This is a genomic window from Kitasatospora sp. NPDC087271 (genome assembly GCF_044744605.1).
Taxonomy (GTDB): Bacteria; Actinomycetota; Actinomycetes; order Streptomycetales; family Streptomycetaceae; genus Kitasatospora.
In genome coordinates this window covers 116,323-132,458 of record NZ_JBIUYQ010000020.1, presented here as the reverse complement: position 1 = coordinate 132,458, position 16,136 = coordinate 116,323, and the positions used below count along the sequence as shown (strand labels likewise).

Annotated in this window: 13 protein-coding genes; 8 read left to right on the top strand and 5 right to left on the bottom strand. The window is 75.4% G+C overall.

What is annotated here, in order from left to right; genetic code table 11:
- Window positions 1–69 precede the first annotated feature (69 nt).
- The 4 genes from ACIO9K_RS28485 to ACIO9K_RS28470 all read left to right on the top strand — a co-directional run bounded on the left by ACIO9K_RS28485 (window position 70) and on the right by ACIO9K_RS28470 (window position 5,102).
- On the top strand, window positions 70–1,173 hold the full coding sequence (locus tag ACIO9K_RS28485; protein WP_400334340.1) for a Gfo/Idh/MocA family protein: 1,104 nt from the start codon (window positions 70–72) through the stop codon (window positions 1,171–1,173).
- The gene (locus tag ACIO9K_RS28480) at window positions 1,173–2,345 is read left to right on the top strand and encodes a dihydrodipicolinate synthase family protein (RefSeq protein ID WP_400334292.1); all 1,173 of its coding nucleotides are present in this window, start codon (window positions 1,173–1,175) and stop codon (window positions 2,343–2,345) included. Before ACIO9K_RS28485 ends, ACIO9K_RS28480 begins: the two co-directional genes overlap by 1 nt.
- Window positions 2,342–3,223, top strand: coding sequence for a sugar phosphate isomerase/epimerase family protein (locus tag ACIO9K_RS28475; protein WP_400334289.1), 882 nt, complete (start codon window positions 2,342–2,344; stop codon window positions 3,221–3,223). The genes ACIO9K_RS28480 and ACIO9K_RS28475 overlap by 4 nt, the downstream gene beginning before the upstream one ends.
- A 73-nt stretch (window positions 3,224–3,296) precedes the next feature.
- Window positions 3,297–5,102, top strand: a complete 1,806-nt coding sequence (locus ACIO9K_RS28470; protein ID WP_400334286.1) for a beta-galactosidase — start codon at window positions 3,297–3,299, stop codon at window positions 5,100–5,102.
- Between the two features lie 99 nt (window positions 5,103–5,201).
- Here ACIO9K_RS28470 and ACIO9K_RS28465 read toward each other — a convergent pair whose 3' ends face one another.
- Window positions 5,202–5,993: a methyltransferase domain-containing protein gene (locus ACIO9K_RS28465; RefSeq protein WP_400334283.1), complete on the bottom strand. Its 792-nt coding sequence runs from the start codon at window positions 5,991–5,993 to the stop codon at window positions 5,202–5,204.
- 320 nt (window positions 5,994–6,313) lie between these two features.
- Here ACIO9K_RS28465 and ACIO9K_RS28460 point away from each other — a divergent pair, with 320 nt between their 5' ends.
- On the top strand, window positions 6,314–7,405 hold the full coding sequence (locus ACIO9K_RS28460; protein WP_400334280.1) for an N-acetylmuramoyl-L-alanine amidase: 1,092 nt from the start codon (window positions 6,314–6,316) through the stop codon (window positions 7,403–7,405).
- A 77-nt stretch (window positions 7,406–7,482) separates the two neighbouring features.
- On the opposite strand, the gene ACIO9K_RS28455 is transcribed toward ACIO9K_RS28460, so the two are convergent.
- Window positions 7,483–7,932 (bottom strand): helix-turn-helix domain-containing protein, encoded by a 450-nt coding sequence (locus ACIO9K_RS28455; protein WP_400334277.1) that lies wholly within the window; start codon window positions 7,930–7,932, stop codon window positions 7,483–7,485.
- Between the two features lie 299 nt (window positions 7,933–8,231).
- Here ACIO9K_RS28455 and ACIO9K_RS28450 point away from each other — a divergent pair, with 299 nt between their 5' ends.
- Complete coding sequence (locus ACIO9K_RS28450) at window positions 8,232–9,335, top strand: DUF2690 domain-containing protein (RefSeq protein ID WP_400334274.1); 1,104 nt, start codon at window positions 8,232–8,234, stop codon at window positions 9,333–9,335.
- Window positions 9,336–9,391: 56 nt separating this feature from the next.
- On the top strand, window positions 9,392–9,961 hold the full coding sequence (locus ACIO9K_RS28445) for a DinB family protein (protein ID WP_363586480.1): 570 nt from the start codon (window positions 9,392–9,394) through the stop codon (window positions 9,959–9,961).
- Window positions 9,962–9,999: 38 nt separating this feature from the next.
- Here the strand turns inward: ACIO9K_RS28445 and ACIO9K_RS28440 are convergent, their stop codons facing one another.
- Entirely contained in the window at window positions 10,000–12,432 is a 2,433-nt protein-coding gene (locus ACIO9K_RS28440) for a polysaccharide lyase 8 family protein (RefSeq protein WP_400334270.1), read from the bottom strand.
- Between the two features lie 101 nt (window positions 12,433–12,533).
- Window positions 12,534–13,550, bottom strand: coding sequence for a LacI family DNA-binding transcriptional regulator (locus ACIO9K_RS28435; RefSeq protein ID WP_363617387.1), 1,017 nt, complete (start codon window positions 13,548–13,550; stop codon window positions 12,534–12,536).
- A 291-nt stretch (window positions 13,551–13,841) separates the two neighbouring features.
- Here ACIO9K_RS28435 and ACIO9K_RS28430 point away from each other — a divergent pair, with 291 nt between their 5' ends.
- On the top strand, window positions 13,842–15,299 hold the full coding sequence (locus tag ACIO9K_RS28430) for a DUF2252 domain-containing protein (protein ID WP_400334267.1): 1,458 nt from the start codon (window positions 13,842–13,844) through the stop codon (window positions 15,297–15,299).
- A 131-nt stretch (window positions 15,300–15,430) separates the two neighbouring features.
- Here ACIO9K_RS28430 and ACIO9K_RS28425 read toward each other — a convergent pair whose 3' ends face one another.
- On the bottom strand, window positions 15,431–16,117 hold the full coding sequence (locus ACIO9K_RS28425; protein ID WP_363617389.1) for an alpha/beta fold hydrolase: 687 nt from the start codon (window positions 16,115–16,117) through the stop codon (window positions 15,431–15,433).
- Window positions 16,118–16,136: the final 19 nt, after the last annotated feature.

Below are 16,136 nucleotides of genomic sequence, written 5' to 3'. Positions count from 1 at the left end.
CCAGCTGCAAGGAGAACACCCGTGGACCGCAAGGTGATCGGCGTCGTCCTGAACGGCGTCACCGGCCGCATGGGCCACCGCCAGCACCTCGTCCGCTCGATCCTCGCCATCCGCGAGCAGGGCGGCCTCGACCTCGACGACGGCCGGGTGCTCTGGCCCGAACCCATCCTGCTCGGCCGCAACGAGGCCAAGCTGCGCGCCCTGGCCGAACGCCACGGCCTGGAGCACTGGACCACCTCGCTCGACGAGGCCCTCGCCCACCCGCTCACCGAGGTGTACTTCGACGCCCAGGTGACCCCCGCCCGGGAGGCCGCCCTGCGCGCCGCGATCGGCGCCGGCAAGCACGTCTACACCGAGAAGCCGACCGCCGAATCCCTCGGCGCCGCCCTGGAGCTGGCCCGCCTCGCCCGGGCGGCCGGCGTCCGCAACGGCGTCGTCCAGGACAAGCTGTTCCTGCCCGGGCTGCGCAAGCTCAAGCGGCTGGTCGACGGCGGGTTCTTCGGCCGGATCCTGTCCGTGCGAGGCGAGTTCGGCTACTGGGTCTTCGAGGGCGACTGGCAGAGCGCCCAGCGCCCGTCCTGGAACTACCGCGCCGAGGACGGCGGCGGCGTGATCCTCGACATGTTCCCGCACTGGCGCTACGTGCTGGACAACCTCTTCGGGCCCGTCCGCACGGTGTACGCGCACACCGCCACCCACATCCCCCGCCGCGTCGACGAGCAGGGCCGGGCCTACCCCGCCACCGCCGACGACGCCGCGTACGGCGTCTTCGAGCTGGCCGGCGGCGTCGTCGCGCAGATCAACTCCTCCTGGGCGGTGCGGGTCGACCGGGACGAACTGGTCGAGTTCCAGGTCGACGGCACCGAGGGCAGCGCCGTCGCCGGGCTGCGCGAGTGCCGCGTCCAGCACCGGGCCACCACCCCCCGGCCGGTCTGGAACCCGGACCTCCCGGCCACCGACCCCTTCCGCGCCCAGTGGCAGCCGGTGCCCGCGAACGAGGAGTACGACAACGGCTTCAAGGTGCAGTGGGAGCTGTTCCTGCGCCACGTGGCGACCGGCTCCGCCTACCCGTGGGACCTCCTGGAGGGCGCCAAGGGCGTCCAACTCGCCGAACTCGGCCTGCGCTCGGCGCGCGAGGGCCGCCGCCTCGACGTCCCCGAGCTGGTGCTCTGATGGCCGAACTGGACCTGCCCGGGCACGGCCGGCTGCGGCTGCGCGAGCCCGCACCGCTCGACCTGCCCGCGCACCCGCCCGCCTCCCGCACGGCCTTCGCGGCCGCCCACGTCGTCGCCGACCCGCTCGGCCCCAACGCCGCCGGCGCCCCGGCCGCCCTGGACTGGGGCGCCACCCTCGCCTTCCGCCACCGCCTCTGGTCGCTCGGCCTCGGCGTCGCCGACGCCATGGACACCGCCCAGCGCGGCATGGGCCTGGACTGGGCCGCCACCCGCGAACTCATCACCCGCTCCGGCGCGGCGGCCCGCGCCGTCGGCGGCCGGCTCGCCTGCGGCGTCGGCACCGACCAACTCACCGACCCGGCAGGCTCCTTGAGCGACATCACGGCCGCTGCCCTGAGCGAGGTGGCGGACGCCTACGAGGCACAGCTCGCCGTGGTCGAGGCTGCCGGCGCGCAGCCCGTCCTGATGGCCAGCCGGGCCCTCAACTCCCGCGCCCGCGGCCCGGAGGACTTCCTCCGCGTCTACGACGGGCTGATCCGGCAGTCCGCCCGGCCGGTGATCCTGCACTGGCTCGGCGCCGCCTTCGACCCGGCACTGGCCGGCTACTGGGGCTCCGCCGACCTCGACGCGGCCACCGACACCGTCCTCACCCTCATCCGCGAACACCCCGGGCGGATCGACGGCATCAAGGTGTCGCTGCTGGACGCCGACCGGGAGATCGCGCTGCGCCGCGCCCTGCCCGCCGGGGTGCGGCTCTACACCGGCGACGACTTCCACTACCCCGAACTGATCAAGGGCGACGAACTCGGCCACAGCGACGCCCTGCTCGGCGTCTTCGACCCGATCGCCGGCCACGCCGCGGCAGCCCTGCACGCCCTCGACGCCGGCGACACCGCCCGCTACGACGCGCTGCTCGGCCCGACGCTTCCGCTGGCCCGGCACCTCTTCGCCGCGCCGACCTACCAGTACAAGACCGGTGTGGTCTTCCTCGCCTACCTGGCCGGCCACCAGGAACACTTCACCATGGTGGCCGGCGCCCAGAGCGGCCGGTCCGTACCGCACCTCGTCGAACTGCTCCGGCTCGCCGACGCCGCCGGGGTGCTCCCCGACCCCGAGCTCGCGGCCGACCGGATGCGCCGCTACCTCGCCCTGGCCGGGTGGTCGGCGTGACCGCACCTCACCCCGCCGAACGGGGCACCGCCGCCCCCGGACTGGAACGGCTCTCGCTCAACCAGATCACCACCAAGCACTGGTCCCTGCCCGAGGCCGTCCGGGGCTGCGCGCAGGCGGGCATCCCGGCGATCGGCCTGTGGCGGGACAAGGTCGCCGAGACCGGAACGGCCCGCGCCGCCCGGCTGGTCCGCGACAGCGGCCTGACCGTCAGCAGCCTCTGCCGGGGCGGCTTCCTCACCGCCGCCGGAGCGGAGGGCCGCCGCGCCGCGCTCGACGACAACCGGCGGGCCGTCGAGGAGGCCGCCGAACTCGGCACCGACACCCTGGTGCTGGTCGCCGGAGGCCTGCCCGAGGGCAGCCGCGACCTGCCCGGCGCGCGCGCCCGGATCGCCGACCTGCTCGCCGAACTCGCCCCGTACGCAGGACAGTTCGGCGTACGGCTGGCCATCGAACCGCTGCATCCGATGTTCTGCGCCGACCGCGCCGTGGTCTCCACCCTCGGCCAGGCGCTCGACCTCGCCGCGCCGCACCCGGCCGCCCAGGTCGGCGTGGTCGTCGACAGCTACCACGTCTGGTGGGACCCGGCGCTGCCCGAACAGCTCGACCGGGCGGGCCGGGACGGCCGCATCGCCGCCTACCAGGTGTGCGACTGGACGCTGCCGCTGCCCGCCGACGTCCTGCTCGGGCGCGGCCACGTCGGCGACGGCCACATCGACTTCCGTTCCCTCACCGACCAGGTCACGGCCGCGGGCTACACCGGCTGGATCGAGGTCGAGATCTTCAACGAGCGGATCTGGGCCACCCCCGGCGCGCAGACCCTCGCCACCGTGGCCGACCGCCACCGCACCCACGTGGTCATCGCGCCGCGCCGGTAGCCGTCGGGCGCCCGCCGTTCGGCCCTGCCCTACCCTGGCAGCCCGTGCCACCCCCTCGAAAGCTGGTCACGCCATGATCGAAACGATCGAACTCGACTACGACGACTCCGGGTTCCGCCGCAACGGGGCCCCGCACCGGATCGTCGCCGGCGCCCTGCACTACTTCCGCGTCCACCCCGAGCTCTGGGACGACCGGCTGCGCCGCCTGCGCGCCCTCGGCGTCAACACCGTGGACACCTACATCCCCTGGAACTTCCACGAACTTCCCACCGGTGAGATCGACTTCACCGGCTGGCGGGACGTGGCCCGGTTCGTCCGGCTGGCCCAGCAGCACGGACTGGACGTCATCCTGCGGCCCGGCCCCTACATCTGCGCCGAATGGGAGTTCGGTGGCCTGCCCGCCCGGCTGCTCGCCGTCGACGGCCTGCGCCTGCGCTGCGCCGACCCCGCCTTCCTGGCCGCCGTGGACGGCTGGTTCGACGCCCTCGTACCCGAGCTGGTGCCGCTGCTGGCGAGCCGCGGCGGTCCCGTCGTGGCCGTCCAGGTCGAGAACGAGTACGGCAGCTACGGCACCGACGGCGGCTACCTCGCCCACCTGCGCGACGGCCTCCTCGCGCGCGGCGTGGACTGCCTGCTGTTCACCGCCGACGGCGCCGAGGACTTCATGCAGCAGGGCGGCGCGATCCCCGGCCTGCTCGCCACCGCGACCTTCGGCTCCCGCGCCCCCGAGCGCTTCGAGGTGCTGCGCCGCCGGCAGCCCAAGGGGCCGCTCGCCGCCATGGAGTTCTGGATCGGCTGGTTCGACCGCGTCGGCGGGCCCCACCACGTCCGCGACCCGGAGGAGACCGCCCGTTCCCTGGACGCACTCCTCGCCACCGGAGCCTCCGTCAACCTCTACATGGCCCACGGCGGCACCAACTTCGGCCTCTGGTCCGGCGCCAACCACACCGGTACCAGCCCCGACACCCCGGGCTACGAGCCCACCACCACCAGCTACGACTACGACGCCCCGATCGGCGAGGCCGGCGAGCTCACCCCCAAGTTCCACGCCCTGCGCGACGTCATCGGCCGGTACCTCCCCCTGCCCGACGGCGAACTCCCCGCCGAGCCGCCCCGCCTGGCCCCGCGCCGCATCGACCGCAGGACCGGCCGGGCCCGCCTGTTCGACTCCCTCGACGCGCTCGCCACCCCGCACCACCGGCCCGTCCCGGAACCCATGGAGAACCTCGGCCAGTCACTCGGGCTCATCCACTACCGCACCCGTGTCCCCGGTCCCCGCCCCACCCTGCCGCTGCGCGTCGACGGCCTCGGCGACCGCGCCCAGGTCTTCGCCGACGGCAACCCCCTCGGCACCCTCGACCGCAACGACCCCGGCGCCACCCTCCCGCTGGCCACCGCGCCGGCCGGCACCACCCTGGACATCCTGGTCGAGGCGCTCGGCCGCACCAACTACGGCCCCCAACTCGACGACCGCAAGGGCATCCGGCGCGGCGTCTCGCACGAACGCCAGCGCCTCCACGACTGGGAGATCCGCCCGCTCCCCCTCACCGACCTGAGCGGCCTGGCCGTCGACCCGGCCACCGCCGCCACCGACGGCGACCCGGCCTTCCACCGCTTCGAGACCGACCTCGACACCCCCGCCGACGCCTTCCTCGCCCTCCCCGGCTGGGGCCGCGGCCTGCTCTGGCTCAACGGCTTCCTCCTCGGCCGCTACACCGACGAGGGACCGCAGCGCACCCTCTACGCCCCCGCCCCGCTCTGGCTCCCGGGCACCAACACCCTCGTCCTCCTCGAACTCACCCGCCACGGCGAGGCCCTCGACCTCCGCGACCGACCCGACCTCGGCCCCGTCACGGACGCCCCCAGCTCCGAGTTCTGAAACCCCGCCTCACCGACATCGTGACCGCTCTGCTCACCGGCTACGCCGTCGCCTCGACGACCCGTCCGGTCGGGGACTGAGCGTTCCCGCGGTGGTCGGCTACCGGCGCCGGCCCCAGCAGGTGATCAGCGGGGCGGTGGTCACGTCCAGTTCGGTGTCGCGGAGGTTGGCCAGGTGCCGGTCCAGGTCGGCGGCGGTGAGGTCGGGGCCGACCAGCTGGTCGCGGAGCTGACGGACCGTCGCCGCCTCCAACTCCCGGCAGGCCGGGGAGGTGACGGGGAAGTACGCCTCGGCGGCGACGTCCGTCAGGCCCGCCTCGCGGAGCAGCCGGGGCAGGGTGCGGCCGAAGGCGAGGTCGGCGCCGCGCTCGGCGAGCCGGGCCCGGAACGCCCGGCGCACCCGGTTCGCCAGCTCCTGGTCCGGTCCGTGCTCGTCCGGGCAGGCGAGCGGTTGCAGGGCCGGGTCCGCGTCCTCCACCACCAGCCAGCCCCCGGGCCGGACCGCCGACGCCAGCCGTCGCAGCACCTCGGCCCGGTCGGGCAGGTGCACCAGCACCAGGCGGACGTGCACCAGGTCGAACAGCTCGTCGGGCAGCGGGTCGCGGGTGACGTCGTGCCGGCGGACCTCGACGCGGTCGGCGGGCAGTCCGGTCAGCCAGCTGGTGTCGAGGTCGCTGGCCAGGACCCGGCCGGTCGGCCCGACCCGCTCGGCCAGCGCCAGCGGGATCCCCGGGCCGCCCGCACCCACCTCCCAGCAGTGGTGCCCGTCGGCCGGGCCCAGCCGGTCCAGGTGCTCCAGCGTCCACGGGTCGAACAGCTCGGCGATGCCCTCGAACCGTCGGCCCGCCTCCCGCTGCCGGTTGTCCAGCAGGTAGCCGCGCTCGTCGCCCATGCTCCGCGCCTCTCGGATCGCCCTTGCCCGTCGCCCCGCCCGTCGCTCGAGGCGGCCGACCGCGATGGTAGGCGATCGGCGCCGGGTGCGCGAAGGCGCCCCGAGGAACGCACCCTCGCGCCTCCCGCCCCGGGCTGCGGCGTCCCGGGACGGGGGAGGGACGGCGAAGCCATGGTGGACCGGGCCTCCGCGCTCCTAGCGTGGCGGCCGACCGGTCCGACGGGTGCGGACCGCCCGCGGACCCGCCCGGACCCGCCCGGACCCGCCCGCCAGCCCGCCCGCCCGCCAGCCAGCCAGCCAGCCAGCCAGCCAAGGAACAGGTGACCCCGTTCATGTACCCCGACTTCACCCCGCCCCGCCCCGGTCGCCGCTCCTTCCTGACCGGCGCCCTCGCGGTCGGCGGCGGCGCCCTGCTCGCGTCCGCCCTGCCCGCCGGGGTGGCGCGAGCCGCCGACGGGCCGACGGTCGCCGACACGGCCGCATGGGGCGCCCGGCCCTCCAGCATCCCCGTCAACGTCCTGGCCGGGGTGCCGGACAAGGTGATCGTGCACCACACCGCGACCCCCAACGTGACGGACTACTCGCAGGCGGCCGCGTTCTCGCTGGCCCGGTCGATGCAGACGTACCAGATGGACAGCGAGGGCTGGATCGACACCGGGCAGCACTTCACCATCAGCCGCGGCGCGTACGTCCTGGAGGGCCGCCACAACAGCCTGTCCACGCTGCGCGGCGGCGCCCAGCACGTCGAGTCCGCCCACTGCACGGCGCAGAACACGGTGGCGATCGGCATCGAGAACGAGGGCACCTACACCACCGTCGACCCGCGCGGCGAGCAGTACGCGGCGCTGGTCGACCTGATCACCTACATCTGCCGCCAGTACGGGCTGCGGGCCTACCAGATCTACGGGCACCGGGACTTCAACAACACCGAGTGCCCCGGTGACCGCCTGTACGCGCTGATCCCGCAGCTGCGCCGCGACGTCGCGGCCCGCATCGGAGGAGACCCGACCGGGCCCGTGTGGCCGGTGCTCACCAGCGGGGCCTCGGGCGAGACGGTGCGGACCCTCCAGTACCTGCTGGTGCAGCACGGCGCGAGCCTGACCGTCGACGGGGCGTACGGGCCCGCCACGCAGAGCGCCGTCACGGCCTTCCAGAACCTCACGCACGCCGCCGCGGACGGCATCGCGGGCAACCAGACGTGGAGCCAGGCGGTCGCGCCCCTCGCCGACGGCGCCTCGGGCGGCGCGGTGCTGGCCGTGCAGAACCAGTTGGTCGCGCACGGCATCCAGGTGGGCGTGGACGGCGCGTTCGGCCCCGGCACCCGGTCCGCGGTGACGGCCTTCCAGACCTCGGCCGGACTGCCCGCCGACGGGGTGGTGGACGCCCGCACCTGGAGCCGGCTGGTCGCCTGACCCCGTGCCCGCCGGCCCTGGCCCGGATCACCCGACGCCCCCGCGGATCCGTTGCGTCCGCGGGGGCGTCGTCGTGGTCAGCCCAAGGTCCTGTCCGGCCGGGACGGCCGGCGGCCGGTGACGGCCAGCACCAGGCCCGCCCCCAGCACCAGCACGAGGGCGATCAGCGGCCGCAGCAGGGCCGTCCGACAGCGGTGGGTCCCCGTCGGCCCGGGTGCCGGCGGCACGGCGGTGTCCGGCGGTGCGCCGACCGGTGCGCCCGCGGCGCGGCAGCCGTCCGCCCGGCGCCACAGGTCGAGCAGCCGGTCGGCGTCGCCGGCGCAGACGGAGGCGATGCTCTCCACGGCGTCGCGCGGCGGGAACTGCTTGCCGTTCACCCACCGCTCCCAGGAGGACTTCGCGTAGTGGGTGCGTTCGCTGATCCGGGCGTACGTCAGGCCCGACTCGGACTTCAGCGACCGGAGCTCCCTGGCGAGTTCGTCGGCAGAGGCTGGAGACGTGGTGTACGAGGCGTGGTGGCGGTCCATGTGGCTTCTCCCCCGTTGCTCTGTGCTGTGACCGTGCCCGGGCCGGGAGCCTGCCGGCGTGCCGGCCAAGGCGCGGCCCACTCTGCGGGATTCTCCGCCGGTCTTCGAGCGTCTTCGGCGGTTCTGAGACGGTCCGAGGTCGTCCCACGGCCCGGAGCTGCACCTTGGGACGCCGGGGCGGAGGCATCGTGAGACGGCGTCCGGGACGCGGGCCCCGGGTGGGCGCGCCGCAGGGCGCGGCGCCCGGGGAAGCGGGCGGTGGCCGAGAGAGGTCGACCGATTAGACTGATCATCCGAAAGTGGATCAGTTTGCATCCTCCACCGACCCGCCCGAGGTACCCGCGATGAGCCAGTCCTGGAAGCCGCTCCCTGACGATCTTTCGGAACCCGCTCGGCGTCTGGCCGAGGAGCTGCGCGCGGTCAAGGACGCGCACCAGGTCTCACTGGCCGAACTCGGGAAGAGGACCTACCTCAGCAAGGCCTCCTGGGAGCGCTGGCTGAACGGGAAGCGCCTGATCACCCCGCAGGCCCTGGCCGGCCTGATCGCCACGGTCGAGTGCGACGCCGATCTGCTCACCTCCCTGCTGCGGAAGGCCGAGGCCGCGCGCGACGCGGACGAGGCGTTGTCCCCCGAGGCCGCGCCCGCGCCGGCCGAAGCCCCCGCGCCCGCGCCCGCAGCGCCGGCCGAGGCCCCCGAGCCCCAGCCCGTACCCGCGCCCGTACCCGCACCGCCCGCCGAGGTGCCCGAGCCGGCGGCCGAAGCGCCCGACGCCGCCCCCGCCTCACCGCGGCCCGCCCCGTGGCGGCGGCCGGCGGCCGGCGTGGGAGCCGCCGTCGCCGCCGTGCTCATCCTGTTCGCGGCCCTGTACCTGCGCGGCCCGCACGGCGGCAACGGCACGGCATCGGCGGCGACGCTCCCGCCGAAGACGGCGGCGACGACGGCGACGGCCGGGTCGGCGCCGCTCTGCGAGGGCGTCGGCTGCGCCGGCAAGGACCCCCAGGACATGCGGTGCGACGTCGACCAGCGCACCCTGCTGACCGGCAACGTGGGCAAGGTCGTCCTCTACGTCCACTACAGCCCGCGGTGCCGGGCCGCCTGGTCGGGGATCACCGACGGCTCCCCCGGGGACAGCGCCACCATCACCACCAACCACGGCTCGCAGGAGACCGCCCTGATCCACTGGGGCTACGACAACTACTCCGTGATGGTCGACGCGAGCCCCGGCGACACCACCTTGCAGGTGTGCGGCCACCAGAAGGAGGGCGACAGCTGCACCGGCGTCGTCACCGACCTCGCCGCCCGCGCGAGCGCCCTCCCCGGCCCCCCGCCTCCGGCCGCCGCTCCCACGCCCACGCCCACACCGACACCCACGCCGACACCCACGCACACGCCGACGCTCTGAGGAGCCGCCACCATCGCGGCGAAACTCACTGGCGGCTCGGGCCCGCACGAACGAACATGGCCCGCATGAGCGACCAACCCGAACGATGGACCCAGGCGACCGTCTACCCCGACATGTGGGCCGACCCGGACGACGACCCCCGCAACAGCGAGGGAGTCAGCCCGGACGGCGAACTCCCGACTCTGAACGACTTCCTGACGAACTACCGCCACACCCTGCGGATGAAGTGCGAGGGCCTGGACCCGGAGCAGCTGGCCCGCCGCTCCGTCCCACCGTCGACGATGTCACTGCTCGGCCTCGTCCGGCACCTCGCCGAAGTGGAACGGGACTGGCGCGGCTGGATCAGCGACGGTGATCCGCTGCCGAAGCTCTACGGCCGGCGGGACGCGGACTTCGACGGAGCCGTCGCCGAGCAGGCCGAGGTCGACGCGGCCTTCGCCGACCTCGCCCGCGAACAGGCCGCCACCGACGCCGCCCTGGCCGCACACCCCGATCTGGGCGTGCGGCTGGGGAAGAACGGCATCGCGGTGCGAGAGCTGCTGGTGCACAGGATCGACGAGTACGCCCGTCACTGCGGGCACGCCGACCTGTTGCGCGAGTGCCTCGACGGGCGGGTCGGCCAGTGAGGCCCGCCCCGGTGCGCTGACCTCGGCGGGCGGCCCCGTCAGGCGGCGCCCCGCCGGAACACCGCCGACAGGCTCGCTCCCCCGGTGCCCGCCACCGCGCAGCGCAGCGCCAGCGGCCCGGCGTCCGAGAGCACCGTGATGCCGGTGCCGCCGCTCGCGAGCCGGTAGCCGTCCCGCGCCAGCGTCAGCTGGACGGTGGCCGCCTTCCGGGTGGGGTCGGCGACGGCGACGGAGAGGTCGCCGCCGTTCTCGCGAAGCAGGACGGAACAGGGGGCGGAGACGGTCAGCGGGCCGACCGTGCCGGGGGCGAAGAAGTTGGCGAGGGTGAGTCCGAGACCGGGCACGCTGATCGCCTGGGCGGCGGCCGTGTTGGCGAGCACGGTGGCCGTCGGGGCCGCCGCGCGGGCCGCCGCCTGGTCCGGGCCGGCCCCGGGCATCAGCACGTAGTGGTACGTCCCGTCGACGGGGTCGGTGCCGTGGTCGAGGCCGATCGACAGGTAGGTCCGGGTGATCGGGTCGGGCGCCCCGCCCCGGTTGATGTCGGCCCACGCCCCGGTCCGCCGTTCGCGGGCGAGGTCGAGGGTGGCGCCGTCGGGGAACACCCAGGCGCCCGACCCGGCCAGCGCCGCCCAGCGGACGCCGTCGGCCCTCCGGCTCCAGCCGGGGTCGGCGGGCTGGCGGACGCCGTCCAGCACGAACTCCCGGTCCTCGCGGGCCCCGAGGTTGCGGTGGTCGACGGTCGTGCGGACGGCGACGCCGTCGGTGCAGCCGATGCCCGCGCCGAGGCAGACGATCGAATCGTCCAGGCAGAACCAGGACTTGCGCCCGACCAGGGCGGAGCCGAGGCCCCGGACGTCCTGGCCGACCACCGACCAGTCGCCGTCGCTCGCCCCGCCCGCCCAGGCGGTCGCCGGGCGGGCCTGGCCCCAGTCGCCGCCGGCCCCGTCGGCCAGCGGGCGCGTCGACACGGTGGTGCCGGGCAGCCGGTAGGGGTCGGCGGTGGGCCAGAAGGAGTCGCTGTACTGCTCGTCGCCCTGCTCGCCGCCGTACCAGTAGAGCATTCCGCTGCCGCTGTGCCAGGCCCGCAGGTTCTCGCCGTTACCGCACTCGTAGAAGGCGGTCCGGGACGAGGACAGGCTGAGCTGCGCACTCCAGCCGGGCCGGCGGTGGACGGCCCGGTCCATGGTGAACACCCGGCTGCCCGTGCCCTCGTCCGCCGCCCGGGTGCCGGAGTCCGCCAGGAGGGCCTGTGCGCGGGCGAGTTCGGGGATGTCGGCGAGGACGTTGGACAGGTAGGGGAGCACCTGGTCGCGCTGGAGGGAGCCCTTCACGGCGGCGCGCCAGGCCGCCGCCTGGGCGGCCGGCACCGACCCGGAGTCGGCCAGCCGCAGGACGTCCCCGAGCAGGGCGTGACCGCGCACGTGGTCGTCCAGGCGGGCCCGCCGCGCGTCGCCGGCCTGCACGCCCCGGCTGACGGCGCGGCCCGAAACCCCGTCCATCACCAGGCCGTTGAAGAGGAACGGCAGGAACCCCCGGTCCACGGCGGTGAAGACGTTCCGCAGCGCGGGATCGGTGACGGCCCAGGGCGTTCCGGCGAGCAGGCGCAGCAGCCGGCCCAGGCTGCCGAGCAGCACCTCGCCGTAGCTGCCGGTGTACGGCACCCAGGTGTGCTGGACGAAGCTGCCGTCGGCGTAGATCCCGTCGCCGGTGGTCACGTAGCGGAACACCGGTGACAGCCCCCGCTGCGCGGCGGCGACCGGGGCCGCCGAGCGGCCGATGACACCGCGCAGCGCGAGCACCCGGCACAGGTCCACCCGGTTGGCCCCGGTGCTGGTCCCGGTGTACTTGTCGACCACCGTGGACGGGACGAAGTGGTCCACGGCCGCACCGCACGCGGCCGCCCGTTCGGCCGTCAGGAGGTCGCCGATCAGCACGCACACGTCCAGCAGCGCCTGGGGGGCTCCGATCTGCCAGTCCCACCAGTTCCCGTACGACGTGGTGGTGGCGGTGTAGGCGCGCTGGAGCACCCAGTCCAGGCCGGTCGCGACGGCGGCGCCGAGGCCGGGATCGCCCGTCGAGCCGGTGGCCGGCCGGGTGAGGGCCAGGGCCATGAGCCGAAGCCGCCCGACCGTCGACGTGACGGCGGCGGAGGCCGAGCCGACCGGCAGGTCGGGCCAGAGCGACCCGGCCTGCGGGCTCAACGCGGCCTGATGACCCCGCGCCTGGTCGCCCAGCGCGGTGAGCGCGCGGGCGAACGGCGGCGCGGCCGGGTCGTACCCGGTGCCGGTCAGCTGCTCGGACCAGGCCGCGCGCATCGCGTCGTAGCCGTCGGCGGCCCGGGCCTCGGTGGGCCCGCCGAGCCACCACGCGGCCGCCGCGGCGGTGGCGGCGGCGCTGGTCCTGAGCAGTCCGCGCCTGCTCAGGACCGGTATCGCCGCCGGGCCACCGGTCTCCGTCCACGAGCTGTCCATCGGGCCGTCCTTCCTCGCGAACTCCCTTGTCTGACCGGAGAGTAAGCGCTTTCTATCGCGAGGACAACGCTTCCGGCACGGGCCCGTGACCGGAGGGCCGGCTACCCGACCGGCCCCGTCGACCCGCGGGGCACCAGCTCGGTGGCGAGGACGGCCCGCTGCCGCTCGGGGCCGGGGCGGTGCAGCGCGAGGCGCAGCGCCGTGCGGCCGAGGTCGAGGTGCGGGATGCGCACGGTGGTCAGGCCGGGCCTGAGGTCCTCGGCCCCGGGCAGGTCGTTGAAGCCGACCACCGAGACCTGTCCGGGCACGGCGATCCCGTGCTCCCGCAGGACCGTCAGCACGACGGCCGCCACGTCGTCGTCGTGCGCGAAGACCGCCGAGAAGTCCGGCGGCCCCTGGGCCAGGCGGCGGCGCAGCCAGGCCCGCGCCCCGTCCCGGGTGTGACACCCCTCCACCGTCAGTTCGGCCGGGCGGCGCAGACCGTGGGCCGCCAGCGCGGCCTCGTACCCGGCGAGGCGCTCCCGGGTGGTGGTGGTCGCGGCCGGTCCGCCGAGGAAGAGGATCCGCCGGTGGCCCAGCGCCAGCAGGTGGTCGACGGCCGCCCGCGCGCCGCCCGCGTTGTCGTAGTGCACGGCCGTCAGCGGCAGCTCCTCCCCCGGGGCCGGCCGGCCGCAGAGCACCAGCCGGGAGCCGGCCGCGTCCAGGATGCGCGCCAGCCGGGCGATCCGGGAGCGGTACCCCGGGCTGTCCTCCACCCCGCCCACCAGCACGACGGCCTCCACGTCGCGCGCCCGCATCTCCTCGACCAGCGTCAGTTCGCGGTCGGGGTCGTCGTCGGTCGCCGCCACCAGGCAGAGGCAGCCCTCGTCCACCGCCTGCCGCTCCACGCCGTGGGCGACCCGGTTGTGGAAGGGCGCCGCGAGGTTGCCCAGCAGGATCGCCACCGTCCGGGACCGCCGGCCGGCCAGCGCCCGCGCCTGCGCGTTGACGACGTAGTCGAGGTCGCGCACCGCGCGCAGCACCCGCTCCCGGGTGGCCCCGGCCACCGGGTAGTCGCCCGCCAGCACGCGCGACACCGTCGCCATCGACACGCCCGCCAGCGCCGCCACGTCGTTCACCGTGGGCCTGCCCCGCCGGGCTCTCCCCCCGTCGCTCACCGCTGTCCCCCCCGGTCCCGACCAGCTCCACGCCCGGCCTCCACGGCGGGCCGTGCCCCGAGGATACGGGCGGCCGCCCTTCCCGCCTCCGCAGACCTCCGAAGACCTCCGAAGTCCTCCGCCGACTGCTCGCCGGCCGTCTCGCGTCCGGCGGGCTCAGGAACCGTCGTCAGATGTCGGACGTCACTTCCCCTGCAAGCCGTTCGCGCAGGTCGCGGGCGAGTGGGAGCCGGAAGGGACGGGTGGGGAACGGTGACGCAGGTGACCGAGGTGGCGGAGGTGGCGGACGGGGCCGTGGCCGGTGTGGACGGAGCTGCGCCGCAGGGGCGGCGGGCGTTCGCGGTGGCCGGGTTCGCGTCGGGGCGGGGCGGGCGGGCGCGGGAACGGGGGAAGGCGCTGCGCGGGCGCATCCCCCGGGAACGGCACGCGGAGTTCTCGCCCGGGCCCGGGCGGCCGACGGCCGTCGAGGCGATCGAGGCGTCCAACGCGGGCCGGATCGCCGCGTTGGTGCCGATCCGGGTGGGGCGGATGGCCGCCACGCCGTTCGCGTTCCTGCGCGGTTCGGCCGGACTGATGGCCGCCGACCTGGCGGGCACCCCGGACACCGGGGTCGGCGCCCAGCTGTGCGGGGACGCGCACGCCGCCAACTTCGGGCTGTACGGGGACGCCCGCGGGCAACTGGTGATGGACATCAACGACTTCGACGAGACCGTGCCCGGCCCGTGGGAGTGGGACCTCAAGCGGCTGGCCGCGAGCCTGGTGCTGGCCGGCCGCGAGACCGGGGCCGACGAGACCACCGCCCGGGAGGCCGCCCAGCACGCGGCCGGCTCCTACCGCCGGACGATGCGCACGCTCGCCAAGCTGCCCGCGCTGGACGCCTGGAACGCCGTCGCGGACGAGCAGTTGGTCTCCTTCACCGAGGCGCACGACCTGGCCGAGGTACTGCGCAAGGTCGGCGCGAAGGCGCTGGGCAACACCAGCGCCAGGTTCGCCGCCCGCAGCACCGCCCGTACGGCGGACGGCGGACGGCGGTTCACGGCCGCTCCGCCGGTGCTCACCGAGGTGACCGACGCGACCGCGCGGGCCGTCGCGCAGTCGCTCGGCCCGTACGTGGCGACGGTGCCCGCCGAGGTGCGCACCCTGCTGTCCCGCTACCGGGTGCAGGACGTGGCGTTCCGGGTGGTGGGCACCGGCAGCGTCGGCACCCGCTCGTACGTGGTGCTGCTCACCGACCACCGGGACCAGCCGCTGGTGCTCCAGGTGAAGGAGGCCCGCCCGTCCGTGCTGCTGCCGTACCTGGAGCGCGCGGGCCACCCGGTGGCCGGTCAGGACGGCCACGAGGGCCGCCGGGTGGTGCTCGGGCAGAAGCACATGCAGGTGGTCAGCGACACCCTGCTGGGCTGGACGACGGTGGACGGACTCCCCTACCAGGTCCGGCAGTTCCGCAACCGCAAGGGCAGCGTCGACCCGGCCGCGCTGCTGCCGGGCCAACTGGACGACTACGCCCGGATCACCGGCGCCCTGCTGGCCCGGGCGCACGCGCACACCGCCGACCCCGGCCTGCTGGCCGGCTACTGCGGCAGGAGCGAGGCGCTGGACGAGGCGGTCGCCGCCTTCGCCGTCGCGTACGCGGACCGTACCGAGGCCGACCACGCCGACCTGGTCGCGGCGGTGCGGGCCGGCCGTCTGCCGGCCGAGTTCGGCGTCTGACCGGGGGCACCGGGCCCGAACGGAGCCCGCGCGTCAGGACGCCCGGGTCAGGACGTCCGCGTCAGGACGTCCGCGTCAGGACGCCCGGGTCAGGACGTCCGCGTCAGGACGTCCGCGTCAGGACGTCCGCGTCAGGCGGACAGGAACGGCGCCACCGCGGCGACGAACTCGGCGGGCCGGGCACTGTGCACGAGGTGCCCGGCCTCGATGGTGACCATCCGGCAGTCCGGGATCAGCCGGGCGAGCTCGGCGAGCCGCTCCTGCGGGACGTGGCTCGCCGAGCCGCCCGCGACCACCAGGGTGCGGGCGGTGATCCCGGCCATCCCCGCCAGCCAGGCCGGGTCGGGGGTGTCGACCTGCGCCTTGACGGCCTTCACCACGGCCCAGTCGAAGTGCACCGGCTCCTCCGGCGCGTCCGGCACCGCGCCGGCCGGGCGCGGGTGCGGTGCCGGGATGTCCTCCAGGACCAGACGGCCGATCCGCTCCGGCCGGGCCTGGGCGACCAGGTAGCCGACCACGCCGCCCATCGAGTGGCCGACCAGGTCGACCCGCGCCAGGCCGAGCGCGTCGAGGAAGGCGAGCACGTCGTCGCGCATCTCCTCCAGGCCGTACCGGGCGGTGCGGCCGCTGTCGCCGTGGCCGCGCAGGTCGAGCGCGTACACGCGGTGCCTGGGGGCGAGCTCCGGCAGGACGACGTCCCAGTCCGTGGCGCGCTCCCCGAGGGCGTGCAGCAGCACCAGCGCCGGGCCGTCCGGCGGGCCGCTCTCGCGGTAGGCGAGCGCCACCTCGGGCAGGTCCACGATCCGGTTCTCGGTCATGCCCGCCACCGTACGTGCG